We start from the raw sequence: 13,580 nt of genomic DNA on the forward strand, positions 1-13,580 counted from the left end.
ATCCTATGTTTCCACCGGCATAACCATAGATCTGTTCGACGACAAAGGCTGTCCGCCCGCCTGTTTTACTCAAAGTTGCAATCGTCCACGGGACCCGCCGCTCATACTGCGGCGAATTTTAGTTGCGTATTTGTTAATGGTGCATTTTCCGGCTGCTTGGTTTTCATAGGACTCCGCAACAGGTAAGATTACCTCTAGCGCCGAATGCCTGTATGCTTTGGCAAAAACACCTTATCTTTACCAGAATTCTTGTGGCCACTTTATTTCAAATTCCTCCCAATCATCCGCAGCGCTTTGTGTTGCACAACGAAGTCCACGCCCGGGCTTCGTCGATTCTTAGCCTGCCTGTTAGAGCCAGCTATCTGGCCTTGTCGCTGTCTAGCGACGAAAAAAAGCAGGAGCGCAAACATCTGACAGCCCTGTGCGAGCGATTCGGCACGGTGCCGCCGGACCAAGACGCCGACCATTTCAGCGCCACCTTCGACTCGTTTCAAATGAGTTGGGAACAACACGGCGAATTCAGCAGCTACAGTTTTTATGCTTACGACAGCATTACGGAACCCTTTACCCATCCCGCCTTAAAAAAAGTCCCCGTCGACTGGCTGGCACGGATTAACGGACAAGTACTCGTGGCCGCCCATGCCAGCGTGGTTTCCGCGGCCGACATCGATTACCGGGATGAAACGGATTTATCGCCGTTATCCGCGCACTTTGCCGGCAATCCGCTTGTGGGCTCCAAAGTAACCGGCGGCGCGGCGTCCGTATTTACCGATTTTCGGATTCACCTGGATGGTTTCAGTCGTTTTCTGGTAGTCAATCATGATTTAAGAACCGCGCAGGCCGGCCGGCTACTGCATAGGCTTTTCGATATTGAGGTCTACCGGGTCATGGCCTTGCTGGCGTTTCCTATCGCCCGCAAATTGTATCCGGACCTGAAGAAGGCCGACCGGCAACTGTATACCATTACCAATTCCATGACCCAACCGGATAATGACGATGCCAAATTGCTGGATGAATTGACGGGCTTGGCCGCGGAAGTCGAAAACCATATATCCAGCCATCAGTTCCGTTTTGCCGCCGCCAGCGCTTATTATCAGCTGGTTGGGCAACGCCTGGATGACTTGCGCGAAGTCCGCATCCAGGGCATTCAAACCTTGGGCGAATTTATCAAACGGCGCCTGGAACCAGCCATGAATACCTGCAGTTCCATATCGCACCGCTACACTCTGATTTCGGAACGGGTCAGCAATGCCAGCCAATTATTACGCACCAAGGTCGATATTATTATCGAACGGCAAAATCAAGGCTTGCTATCATCCATGGCCTTGCGGGCCAAAATGCAGTTGCGCATGCAACAAACGGTGGAGGGTATCTCTATGGTGGCCATCACCTATTATGCCGCCAATCTGATAGGCAAAATCGCCGAAGCGCTGCATAGCCTGGGCTGGCATATCAATGTCGAACTGGTGGAAGGACTGTCCATTCCGTTCATTTTCGTCATCATAGGCATCAGCACCAAACGGATTCATAAAATCATCGCCAATACCACCGAATGAACAACCGGGCAACAATCGTGGCACCTGTATTGCCTTATCGCGATATTGTTCGGCACATTGTCAGCTGCCGCCTCCAATAGCGCCGAACCGTACAAAATTTAAACGTGATCCGCCCCTATTGAAAACCGGTTTCAGCGGTTTAGGACTTCGACAGGCCTTGTTCGCCCCAGGCTGCGGACGTCTGTTTTTATTACCCCATCACGCCGCCAATCCAGCAATGACCAAAGTCCGCCCATTAAAAGGCGGACTTTTTCCAGTCGCTACGCGCTTATGAGATTTCGCCAGGTTCTGGCGGACAACAGCGCCAACTGTCAAATTGGCGCTGTTCAACCCGCGTTTCACTCTGAACTATAGCTAGGCGCTATTCTTCGATCCAAATCAACTCGACGCGACGATTTTCAGACCTACCGGCTTCCGTTTTGTTATCGGCAATAGGTTGCGTTTCGCCATAGCCTTTCGCATTCAGCTTGTTGGTGACACCTTTCATTTTCAGGTATTCAAGCACTGAATACGCACGGCGTTGCGACAGTTTCATATTATAGCTATCGGAACCTTCACTGCTGGCATGTCCCTGGATTTCAATTTCATTTTTCTGTGGGTAGGCAATAAGGCTTTTAGCAACGTCATCCAGAATTCCCTGAGCTTTCACGGTTAGCTCGGCGGAATCATATTTAAAGTGCTGGCCTTTGAGAATCAGTCTAACCGCGCAGCCGTTATGGTCGACAGTGGCGCCTTTAATGGTGCCTGGGCATTTATCCAGGCAGTCGTTAACCCCATCCGCATCCTCGTCACGAGTAGAACAATCATCAACCGGTGGCGGTGCGATATAAGGTTCAGCTTTTGCCACATATTTGGGTTTTTCACCGAATGGAATCACCACGCCCAGGTTCACCGTCATGTCATGAAATTCATCGGTACCGGGCTGTACCTGGGCGTTGAGATTGTTATTGTAGCGATAACGTACATCACTGCGGATTAACAAGTTATCAGCAACCTCATAGCTAACCCCCAAACCGGCTTCGCCGATAAGGCCTATGCCGCAATTCGCGGAAGCGCAGCTATTCATGGCGCCCAAGCCCATTACAGCGTAAGGCGAAAATTTATCGCGGAAGAAATAGTATTGCAGATCGGCAGTACCGCCAGCCAGATCCCATGGCCCGTTAGTACCGCCAAATCCTTGATAAAAACCTCTCAACTCCGCGTTGAAATGTTCATTAATGATTTTACCGACACCCAAGCCGCCACCCCATCCATCCGCCGCTTTGCGATCGCCGCCGGTTTCGATGTAGGAAGCAAAAGGCGCGACATACCAACGATTATCCAGGAATTGATCGGCCGCTTGCGCCAGCGGGACAAAACTCATGCCGATTAACGAGGCACTGGTAAGTAATTTCTTTGTTAGCATAGGTATTCCTTCATGATTTAAACACAGACTCGGCATAACACTGCACAAGGTCGGCTTATTCAAAGAAATTGAATTTCTGAAAACGGCTGATTAAGTGTAGCGGATATTGTTGTTAAAAAACTTTCATTCGTAGCTTAAGGGCAACAGCTGCTAGCAGTCTGTTCGGTAACACACATAGCAACAGATTAATCTGCCTCGTTGCACAAACCTTCAAGCGCTCTGTTCCCCCAGACCCTGGAAAGTTTTGCACGCCGTTTTGCAGCCGGCTTTATATAGGCACTTAAAACACGGTTTGTAGCTCGTTCAATCTGACATAGCGATCAGTTTTCAGTCTATTGCGATAAGCGGTTCAGTTCCGGTCAGGTTTTAAAAACTTTTCGCATTATTGGAGATATCGATATGAACAACCTGATTAGTTGATTTTCCGCAACATTTTTGGCCAGTCGTTAATGACGGCTGCCGGTTGTGAGTCAACAACCAAACGAGGGCAACGGCGAATAGGTCGATAACAGTGTTATCACCACCAAAGTCAAAGCGATGTTATGCAACGAATTTAGCCTCGGATCCGGTCGGATCAATGTTGAAACCTTCAAGGGCGTGGTTCAACTGAGCGGATTTGTCGGTGCACAGGCAGATATTGATAGAGCAATCCAAGTTACCCGTAGTGTTAAGGGTGTAAACTCGGTCAAAAATAACATGCGCCTGAAATAGACGACACCTCTAGCCTACCCGGCAAGATCGTTGCTAGGCCAAAGCTGGCCGTGGCGGCGATTGGGAAGAATCTCCTTCAAACAGATGGCGTCGATGATGTATCAGGTACACTAGAATCCTCACCATTGATACCCGCACTGATGAGTTAACACCGGCTATTGATGCATTGTTTTGAGTGCATTGAACAGCACTCCGACATCATGCTGACCCTTGAATACCTGCGGAATTTCCTTTTTTATATCCAGCAGGCTGTAGACGGCGGTTAACGCCGATCTGATGGAATATTCAACGGTGAACACCACATCATCGGGGAGTTCGCAGAATTGTCCGATAAAGGCGAAATTCTTGGCGCCAGCAGGTACGACATTCGGCCGGTCGCCTTCGACTCTGGGCATGAATTGACTGGTGATGAACGGCATCAGGCACGGAATACAGTTTGCAGCGTCAATAATAGCTTGCGCTTGTTCGCCAAGTTTAAGGTGTTGAAACAGTTCAATTAAAATCTCTTCACCGCTACAGTTGGACATGGGTTTGTTGACGAAATTGCCGATTCTATCCGGGAATAAGCCATAGCCCCAGAACACGAAGACATTTTCCGGTTGATTAATAAAGTGCGGCTGATGTGCCAACACGATACTCATAAACCAATTCGAATCCGTCAAGGTGAACAAGCCGCCGGTGCCGGCCTGATTACCGGTAAATTCTTCTATGAAATTAAAGAATGCCGGGTCTGTGAGCGTGACGGTAAATGACTGCCATTTGGTCTGCTGAATATGATCGGCAAACACTGCAGGATGTCCGAACCTTGGACGACCTTTAGCAATATCCCCCCAAAGCGTCCAGGCACTGCCGGACTTATTTGAGTTCAGAATGGCGGGGGCTGTCATAGAGCCGAGACTGGAATTCTCTGTCATACACCCTAATGTAACGAACACGAGATCATCCTGCCCAATGGCGATATTGTTACTTTCCTCGTCGCAAGTATAACGAATCCCTTTCACCGACCTCTGCTCACCGCCCAAATCGAAATCAAGCCCCGTGACCTTGGCGTTCAGTCTGAAGCGCACCCCTTGCGCCTTCAGCCAGGTCACCAGCGGCAATATCATCGAGTCGTACTGATTATAAGGTGTGCGCCAGACGCCGCCCATTTTGTTGAAATCGGGAAATAACTGAATAAATCTCAATAAATAGCGCTTCAGTTCGACCACGCTATGCCAGGGTTGAAAGGCGAACATGGTTGCCCACATCAACCAGAAATTATTCTCGAAAAATGTCGGTGAAAACCAATCTTCAATGCGCTTGGCGCCAAGCGAATGTTCGGAATGCATCATCAAGGCGACTAAATCCAAACGATCTTTTTCACTCAATTCAAACGACGACACATCGACTTTTTGACCGTCTCTAACCAGACGACAGCGCGAATTGCTGACATATTGTTGGCTAAACTCGAAAATTTCGTCTTTGACACTCTTGGCGGGGTCGGTCAGTGAAGGGATGCTGGCAAATAGATCGTAAGTACAGACGTAGTGCTCTTCGATCATCCGGCCACCGCGAATCACATAGCCTTTTTCCGGCGAACCGGCACCATCCAAACTGCCGCCGGTGATCTTGAGTTCCTCGAAAATCTGAATCGCTTCGCCTGGCATAAGACCGTCTCGTATTAAAAAAGCCGCGCCAGACAGTGAAGCGATGCCGCTGCCGACGAAATAAGCCTTTCCGCTGCCGAGGCTTATCGCATTATGCTTGCGTGAAGCCTCGCGATTAAGGGATTCATGAACATGTTGCATGGTGGGTTCCTATTGACTAAGACGAAAGCACTTTAGGGTGAATCGGAAGGATTGGCGGTTAGCTTTTCCTGCTCGCAAAAAGCAGCAATCCGCCGCCTGCGACTACTGCCGTCACACCTGCCCAAACAGGCACATTGACCGTCCTTGTGTCTTTGAGCGATAACTCTAAGGGGCCTAACTTAGCTTCCTGAGTTTCCCTTATATAGCTGAATTGACCGTACACCAATCCTAAAAGACCGCCTACGACCAGTACAATTGCCATGATTTTGCTTACGCTCATTTCATATCTCCTATCCATTCAGATTAATGGCTAGCCGACGTAGCGGACCGCTTCGGGCCCGGGCACTGCGACTCCGTTAAAGTGGCCGTCGGCCTTGTATGACACGAATCACGATCACGATGAGCGCAATAACCAACAGAATGTGAATAAATCCACCCAGTGTGTACGAGGAGACCAAACCGAGCACCCAACCGATAATCAGCAGGGTTGCAATTGTTTCAAGCATGAGTGTTTCTCCAAACCGGGTCGTCAGTTGACGACAATGCAACAAATATCAAGCAATGCAGCAGATCAAAATCGCGCCGGACCATGAAAGGCAAGCTTCCTTTACATATCCGCCAAAAATAGTATTGCGACAGGCCGCGCGGCACTAGCCTATCGGCTCTGCCGCACGGATCAGCAATGTGTGATTTAATTACTTTTTTTCAATATCCTGTTTGAGATCACCCAAGCCCGACTGGACTTTACCGACGTTCTTCTGGATATTGCCTTCAATCTCCATTCCCTTGTCATCCAGAATTACGCCGGCAGCTTCCTTGACTTTTCCTTTGACTTCTTCAACACGGCCTTTCACTTGATCTTTGTTCATGAGTATCTCCTGGTGTGTTAGCCATGACCCAATTAGCCATGCCCAAAGCGAGGAATGATGTTCCCGATCGCTTAATTGAAACGATACAGGCAAAATCGAATGAGGTCGGTACGGCAGCGCACATAGCTTAAAAGCTAGGCCGGCAGCGTTTTCCGTTCCTGTAAACGCATCACGGAGCGGCGTCGGATGCGCCGAAAATCCAAGCGATACCGTCTATAGCCATTTTAGGCCTGGCCGAGACTGACTGTACCCTACCCGAAAGTTGCGATACACGTTGTATACCGCATCACGGCACACTGATCCGGCTGATTCCATTCATGGTTCGGCAAGCTCGCCATGAACGCAATCAACCTGTTACCGCTTACCCCAAGCCGGTCACAGAACTTTTTCACAACGTCCTAAAAATGATAATGCGCCCCCAGGCCGACATATTCCACTTTGTCCTTGTAAAACTGGCCACTGGGGGTAAAACCATTGAAGTATTCGACCATAATCTGCAGCTTGCGGCCCAGAACTTTGGAATTGTCGAACTCCATGCCGGCTCTGGCCGATATATCGGTACTCCAGTTATTTTCATCGTAATTCTTGAAATCGGCGGCAATGATGGGCCGCATTGAAGCAAAATCCAAGCGCCAAGGACTTCTAAACTCAATACCATATTGCGTCGACCATTTTTTCAGCGCGGCAGGTTCTCGATGAAACAAACCGCCGCCACCGCCATAAACCCTAACGCCGTAAGGCAGTTCGTACGACAGCTTTAAATCCACCCCCTCGTAACTGAGATTGACCCGCTCGAATTTGGTATCAAGCTTACGCAACAAAAATTCGTCGCCCAGGTGCGAACTTTGGTGATAAAGCCGGCCGAACGCGGAAAACTGGCCGCTACGCACACTGGAATACAGGGAGGCGATGAAATCGGTATTCACCAGATCTGACGACGCAGCATCCAGATTAAAGTCGCTAAACACCCCAGCCTGTATGCCGGCTTCCCATTGAGCCGTCGAGAGGCCGATATTGGCACGATAAAACGGTATGGTTTCACCGAAGCTCACCGAGGCTATATTTCGACCATCGAAATTGTTACTTTGGTAATTGCGGTAGGCCGCGGAGAAATGCGCCCAGCGCGGATCGGCCAGCAAGGGCTTGAATAAATGGCCGGTCGGCAGTAACCCGGTCGGCAATATCAGCGACTCGGCTATGGTCACGGTCGAAGTCTCGCCCTCGGCAGTGGCGACTTCCCTGGACTCCTCAAGGCTGGTTTCCGCAATTTTGACCGCACTCACGCCGGGGATCTCGGATAATACTTTGCTTGCTTCAGCGCGTTGGGCACTGGTCAAGTTGGCGACGGGCAAAGTTATCACCCCATCCTTGACCGGCAAGGCCGCCATATCGAGCTTTAAATCGTGTTTCAAAGCAGCGGCGGCATAACCGGCGATATAGGCGTCATCCGCGGTCGAGGCTTGAGCAAAGGGCGCGGAAGCCAGTAAAACACCCGCCAAGGTAATCAGTGGGCGACAAGTCATCATTGTTTGCTCGGTACGCTGGCATTGACCATCAACTCATTCTGAACCGACTTCACACCCTGCTGGCTATTCACCAAGCCTATTGCTCGACCCAGCAGTTGTTCGGAGTCCAAGCTGCCTTTTAAAGTCACCACGCCATTCACAGTAGTCACCTCAATCACAGACGCTTTAAGATACTCGTCGCTTATCATCGCCGCTTTGATTTGTGTGGTAATAGCCGAGTCATCAATAAATTCGCCCGTTGTGCTGGCAGCATCGACTACCGCATCCTTGGCGCCCGCTAGACGTTTGCCTGTGTTGTTGATGGCTTTATCGATGGCTTGCCCGGCTTTTTCCAACTCATTGTTAGCTGTGTGTTTCGATTCTTCCAGATAGGTACCGGTTTTTTCAACCTGCTGTGTAACGGACTCTTTAATCGAATCCATTTTGTTATCGGCCATTTCAGCCGTTTGTTCAATGTTTTGCCCAACGTTATCGACCGCTTTATCAATCTTTTGGCCGGCCTTTTCCGCCGAACCTTCCTGTTGACAGGCCACCAGACCAAGTATGGCGGCTAAACAACTAATGACAATCATCCGGTTTGGTAGCAAATTTTGAGGCGAATCTGGTGTGGTTTTCATGGCTTAATCCTTGAATAATGGCGTTATTTGCAAGTGTGGCATGTCGGGCAGCATCGATGCGGTGCGGTGCGGTGCGAAATACAGCCACAGCTTGGGTAATCCGGCTGTGTAAAGCTGATTTTGATTCTAAGGATAAGACTTGATCCAGTCTGTACGGTGTCGTACATAAGCTGCCATCGCAATACAGAAACGCCACTTGTATCAAGTCTGCAGGCAAGCATCTGGCGGCATTGCTGAATGTAAGCTTTTGAAATGCGCTTATAAAAAAAGTCGCTTGAACCGCCCAACGTGCGTCAGTTAGAACAACTTCTCGAACGCCTCGGCTGTCACCGGTTTCGAGAACAGATAACCTTGGCCGTAATCGCAACCGGCTTGCAGCAGCAACTCGCGTTGTTCTTCGGTTTCCACGCCTTCGGCAATCACTTTCATACCCAGCACATGCGCCATCACGATAATGGCTTCGCATAAGGCCATATCGATTGAACCGACACTTAAATTGGAAACAAAGATCGGATCTATCTTCAAAAAATCGATGTGATATTTTTTCAGATAAGCCAGCGACGAATAGCCGGTGCCGAAGTCGTCCAGCGAGGTCTGCATGCCGGCGTCTTTAAAAGCCCGCAATTTATCGGAAACGATGCTGGAGGCATCCAGCAGCAGCCCTTCGGTAATTTCCACCGCAATACAGCCGCCAGGTAAGCCCAGACGCTGTAAATGCTCGAACCAATCGGCCAGCTTTTCGCCGTTATTATAAAATTGCGCCGGCGATTTGTTGATGCTGATCTGAAACTGGGTATGATGATGGATACGCCAGTTCGAAACCTGCTCGGCTACCTGGTGAAACACCCAGGCGCCTAACTCGGTAATCAAACCGGTTTCTTCGGCGATGGGGATAAACTCAGCCGGGCTGATCAGGCCACGAGTTGGATGCTGCCAGCGTATCAAGGCTTCAGCTTTGCGGATTTCGCCGGTAGCCAAGTCCACAATCGGTTGATAAGCCACCCAGATTTGCTGATCGATCAGGGCGTGGCGCAAGTCGTTGGTGAGTCGTAATCGATTCTCCGCCGCCTCCTGCATCGCCGGCGTGAAATAACAAAACCGGCTGCGTCCCAGCTTCTTGGCGGCATACATGGCCTGATCGGCTTTCTTGAGTAATTCTTCCAGGGTGTCGGCATCGTCGGGGTACAAGGCAATCCCAATGCTCACCGAAACATAGCAGCGTTCGTCCTGCAGCTGAAAGGGCTTCATGATGGCTTGCAAAATGGATTGTGCCACCCGATTGATGCTATTGAAGTCATGCAGTTCATCCATTATCAGGGTGAATTCATCGCCGCCCGGTCGCGCCAGAGTATCGGTTTCGCGGATGCAGCTCAGCAGCCGTTGGCTGGTTTCTTGCAATAAACGATCGCCCATGTCGTGTCCCAAGGTATCGTTGATATCCTTGAAATGATCCAGATCCAAAAACAGCAACGCCAGTTTTTGCCGGCCACGATGAGATTTGTTGATGGCGCGTTGCAATCGGTCCAGAAACAGGCGCCGATTCGGCAGACCGGTGAGAGGATCGATATTGGCCTGTTGGCGAATGATTTCTTCGCTTCGTCGATATTCGGTGATGTCTGAAAACATCGCCACCCGCCGAATCGCCTGACCGGCATCGTCATACACGGTGCTAATCACTAAACGCGCCAGATATTCAGTGCCATCTTTACGGCTGTTCCATATTTCGCCTTGCCATTGGCCGGTAATATTTAGGGAATTCCACATGTCGCGAAAAAAAGCCTGATCGTGATGATCGGACTTAAGCATTGCAGTCGATTGCCCCATGGCTTCCGCGCTTGAATAACCGGTCAATGTGCTGAAAGCCGGATTAATCGCCACAATTCGATTATCGATATCGGCCACCACAATGGCTTCTTCAAGCGCCATATAGACGGTCGCCGCCAATTGCAGCTGTTGCTGGTTACGCTTGTGCTCGCTAATATCCGCCATTGCCGCCAAGCAGCTATTGCGGCTGCAGTCGGCCGTGGCCTCGATAGCCACCCAGCAGGATTTGCCATCAAAGGTCAGCATAATCTGGCAATGCTGTGACTCTGCATGGGCAAACACGTTTTCCAAAAAGTGCTTAAAACCCGCTTGATATTCGGTAGCGACGAAATCAGCAAAATGCCGTCCGGTTATCTGGATACGATCAATACCCAACAAACCTTCACCCTTGAAGTTGGTTTGATGAATGCTGCCGTCTTTCCCTAAGGTAAAGTATGCAATCGGGGCAAAGTCGAACAGTTCGGCATAGCGTTCCAAGGCTTGTTCGGCGTTGGCCCGCGATTCTCGCAAGGCCTCGTTTTGCATCTCCAATTCAATTTGATGCACTTGCAACTCATGCAACAGTTGCAGATGCGATTCCGGCGAATGTTCGGCCGGTATGCCGGTGAGTTGACGCTCGGCACGCTGGCGTAATTTGCCGATATTGCGGTCCTCATCATGCCGATTGCTCATGAGTCCTCCTTAACTCTGCTTCCAGTTGCTTGGTTGCGGAAATGTCGATAAAAGTCATCACCACCCCATCGATTAAATTGTCCTGGGTTTGGTAGGGCATGATCCTCACTTTGAACCAGCGCTCGTCGCGTGCTCTGACCTGCTTTTCCGCGAACACCAGTGTACTGAGTACTTCCAGGGCGTCTTGATAGAGTCCCGGATAGTCCAGATCGGTGACGATATCTGACAACGGCCGACCGACATCGGCGGCAATCAACTTGAACAAATGGTTAATGGGACTGGTAAAACGGCGGATATTGAGGGCGTTGTCTAAAAACACCGTGGCGATTTCCATGCTATTCAACAGATTGTTCATGTCGTTACTGACCCGCGACAGATCGTCGATTTTGATCTGCAATTCGGCATTCACGGTTTGCAGTTCCTCGTTTAATGACTGCATTTCTTCTTTAGAGGTAGTCAATTCCTCGTTGGAAGACTGTAATTCTTCATTAGTCGATTGCAATTCTTCATTAGCGGATATCAATTCTTCTTGCGAGCTCTGCATTTCCTCGCGTTGGGATTGCACGGCTTCCTGGGCTTGCATCAGTTCAGCCCATAACAAATTCTGCTTGGCGTTAGCCGATTTAGCCGGGGCTTTGCCGGCCGGCGGCGTGGCGACATCGGCAAATACCACCAGCACCATGCCCTTTAAGGCTTCGGGTTTGGCAATCTTCTGTACCGTAAGGTTAATGGCCTGGCTGCCGCCATCGGTACCCACCAGCAGGCCGGGCACATGCACCGCCGCGGTTTGATCGTGAGCTTTTTTAAGCGCACCGATCAACTCATGCCGCAAACCTTCGCGGGCCATGGCGTGGATATTCCAGTTGGCCTTACCGGCGACCGGTTCCAGATATTTACCGGTACGGCCGCTAATATAAAGAATGTCGCCATCGGGCCCGACCAAAACCGCCGCCGGCGCGAAGTGTTGCAGCAATAATCGATCCGCCAAACTCTGCAGGTTGGCGACAGACTGATTTTTTTCGGCTTTGTCAAATACGGACGCCACTGGAAAATATTGTGTCCGGAAATCAACATCCAAGCTAAGCGGGCTGCCGATACTCCGGTAAAGCCGGGACTTGTAATCAATCGCAGTGAATAAACGATTAGAACTACCTATCGTTTCCGCATTACCGAGCAACAGTATGCCGTGGCCGGTGAGCGCGTAATGGAATAGCAAAATCAGTTTCTTCTGCAACGCCTGGCCCAGATAAATCAATAAATTGCGGCAGCACAATATGTCCAGCTTGGTAAAAGGCGGATCCATAATCACATTATGCGGCGCGAAAATCACCATCTCACGGATTTCCGTTTTGATGCGATAGCCATCGCCGTCGACAGTAAAGAAACGGCTCAGCCTATCCGCGGAGATATCCACGGCAATATTGGCCGGATAGACACCTTGCCGGGCTTTTATAATCGCATCCTGAGCCAGATCGGTGGCAAAGATTTGCAGTTTAAACGGCTGTTGAGATTCGCTTGCCGCCAAGGTTTCCTTAAAGATCATGGCCAGAGAATAAGCTTCCTCGCCGGTCGAGCAAGCCGGCACCCAGGCCCGCATGGCTTTACCGGTCGGATAGCGGGCAAGTAGCGCCGGAATGGCATCGCTCTTCAAAGTCTCCCAGATCGCCGGATCGCGAAAAAAACGGGTGACGCCGATCAAGAGTTCATTGAACAACAAATCCAGTTCCTGAGGATTTTCGCGTAAATACCGCGCATATTTGGCTATCGCGTCGAGTTGGTGCAGTCCCATGCGTCGCTCGATGCGGCGATAAAGGGTGTTTTTTTTGTAAAGCGAAAAATCGTTACCGGTGCGTTCGCGCAGCAGAATCACAATTTGCTCCAGAGCACTTTGGTTTTTTAAAGCCAGGACTTTATCCGGCAAGGCATGCAGGCCGCGCGGACTGTGCTTGAGATAGGCCAGTATCTTTTCCCACAGCTGTTGCGGCGGCGCGACGATATCCGCCAGGCCGGCGTCGATAGCACTACGCGGCATCGAATCGAATTGAGCGGAATCCGGCGCTTGCACCAGCGCCAAGCCGGCATTTTCCTTGATGGCGCGTAACCCCAAAGTGCCGTCGGAACCCATCCCCGACAAAATCACACCGATTGCCCGTTCATGCTGATCGTCAGCCAAAGCCCGGAAAAACGAATCGATGGGTAAACGCAGGCCTCGTGGCGCCGGCGGGTCCAAAAGCTGCAGTTTGCCGTGCAGAATGGACAAGTCTTTATTGGGGGGAATCACATACACCCAGTCCGACAGGACTTGCATGCGGTCGTCGGCCTGGGTCACGGTCAACGGCGTAATACGCTGCAACAAGTCCGGCAACATGCCTTGGTAATGGGGATCGAGGTGCTGAATAACCACAAACGCCACCCCGCTGACAGCCGGAACCTGTGCAAAAAACTGTTCCAAAGCCTCCAAACCGCCGGCTGAGGCGCCGACACCAATCACTACCGGCGCACCTCCGGCGTTGAGGCTCGGTTTAACCGGTACCGCCTTGGTGCCGAGTTGCGTTAAGGCTGCAAAGTCTGATCCGATAGCTTGGGATTTATCCATTGTATAGCTCGCCTGGA

General features: G+C 50.6%; 11 protein-coding genes. 2 read left to right on the plus strand and 9 right to left on the minus strand.

Annotated elements, in window-relative coordinates; all coding sequences use genetic code 11:
• Positions 1-251 precede the first annotated feature (251 nt).
• Positions 252-1,556, plus strand: a complete 1,305-nt coding sequence (locus M0R33_RS02800; RefSeq protein ID WP_292564734.1) for a DUF3422 domain-containing protein — start codon at positions 252-254, stop codon at positions 1,554-1,556.
• A gap of 361 nt (positions 1,557-1,917) precedes the next feature.
• Here M0R33_RS02800 and M0R33_RS02805 read toward each other — a convergent pair whose 3' ends face one another.
• Positions 1,918-2,961: an OmpA family protein gene (locus M0R33_RS02805; protein ID WP_292564737.1), complete on the minus strand. Its 1,044-nt coding sequence runs from the start codon at positions 2,959-2,961 to the stop codon at positions 1,918-1,920.
• A 537-nt stretch (positions 2,962-3,498) separates the two neighbouring features.
• Here M0R33_RS02805 and M0R33_RS02810 point away from each other — a divergent pair.
• On the plus strand, positions 3,499-3,672 hold the full coding sequence (locus M0R33_RS02810; protein WP_292564740.1) for a BON domain-containing protein: 174 nt from the start codon (positions 3,499-3,501) through the stop codon (positions 3,670-3,672).
• A 155-nt stretch (positions 3,673-3,827) separates the two neighbouring features.
• On the opposite strand, the gene M0R33_RS02815 is transcribed toward M0R33_RS02810, so the two are convergent.
• The 8 genes from M0R33_RS02815 to M0R33_RS02850 form a co-directional block, all read right to left on the minus strand.
• Positions 3,828-5,459 carry an oleate hydratase gene (locus M0R33_RS02815; RefSeq protein WP_292564743.1) on the minus strand — a complete coding sequence of 544 codons (1,632 nt, stop codon included), beginning with the start codon at positions 5,457-5,459 and terminating at the stop codon, positions 3,828-3,830.
• A 58-nt stretch (positions 5,460-5,517) separates the two neighbouring features.
• Positions 5,518-5,739 carry a hypothetical protein gene (locus tag M0R33_RS02820; protein WP_292564746.1) on the minus strand — a complete coding sequence of 74 codons (222 nt, stop codon included), beginning with the start codon at positions 5,737-5,739 and terminating at the stop codon, positions 5,518-5,520.
• A 76-nt stretch (positions 5,740-5,815) separates the two neighbouring features.
• The gene (locus M0R33_RS02825) at positions 5,816-5,965 is read right to left on the minus strand and encodes a lmo0937 family membrane protein (RefSeq protein WP_292564749.1); all 150 of its coding nucleotides are present in this window, start codon (positions 5,963-5,965) and stop codon (positions 5,816-5,818) included.
• Between the two features lie 189 nt (positions 5,966-6,154).
• The gene (locus M0R33_RS02830; protein ID WP_292564752.1) at positions 6,155-6,328 is read right to left on the minus strand and encodes a CsbD family protein; all 174 of its coding nucleotides are present in this window, start codon (positions 6,326-6,328) and stop codon (positions 6,155-6,157) included.
• Between the two features lie 398 nt (positions 6,329-6,726).
• On the minus strand, positions 6,727-7,854 hold the full coding sequence (locus M0R33_RS02835) for a DUF1207 domain-containing protein (RefSeq protein ID WP_292564755.1): 1,128 nt from the start codon (positions 7,852-7,854) through the stop codon (positions 6,727-6,729).
• Complete coding sequence (locus tag M0R33_RS02840; protein ID WP_292564758.1) at positions 7,851-8,471, minus strand: BON domain-containing protein; 621 nt, start codon at positions 8,469-8,471, stop codon at positions 7,851-7,853. The genes M0R33_RS02835 and M0R33_RS02840 overlap by 4 nt, the downstream gene beginning before the upstream one ends.
• A gap of 297 nt (positions 8,472-8,768) precedes the next feature.
• Complete coding sequence (locus M0R33_RS02845; RefSeq protein ID WP_292564761.1) at positions 8,769-10,967, minus strand: EAL domain-containing protein; 2,199 nt, start codon at positions 10,965-10,967, stop codon at positions 8,769-8,771.
• The gene (locus M0R33_RS02850; RefSeq protein ID WP_292564764.1) at positions 10,951-13,563 is read right to left on the minus strand and encodes a chemotaxis protein CheB; all 2,613 of its coding nucleotides are present in this window, start codon (positions 13,561-13,563) and stop codon (positions 10,951-10,953) included. The genes M0R33_RS02845 and M0R33_RS02850 overlap by 17 nt, the downstream gene beginning before the upstream one ends.
• Between the last annotated feature and the right edge of the window lie 17 nt (positions 13,564-13,580).

This window comes from Methylomonas sp., from assembly GCF_023228165.1.
Classification (GTDB): Bacteria; Pseudomonadota; Gammaproteobacteria; order Methylococcales; family Methylomonadaceae; genus Methylomonas.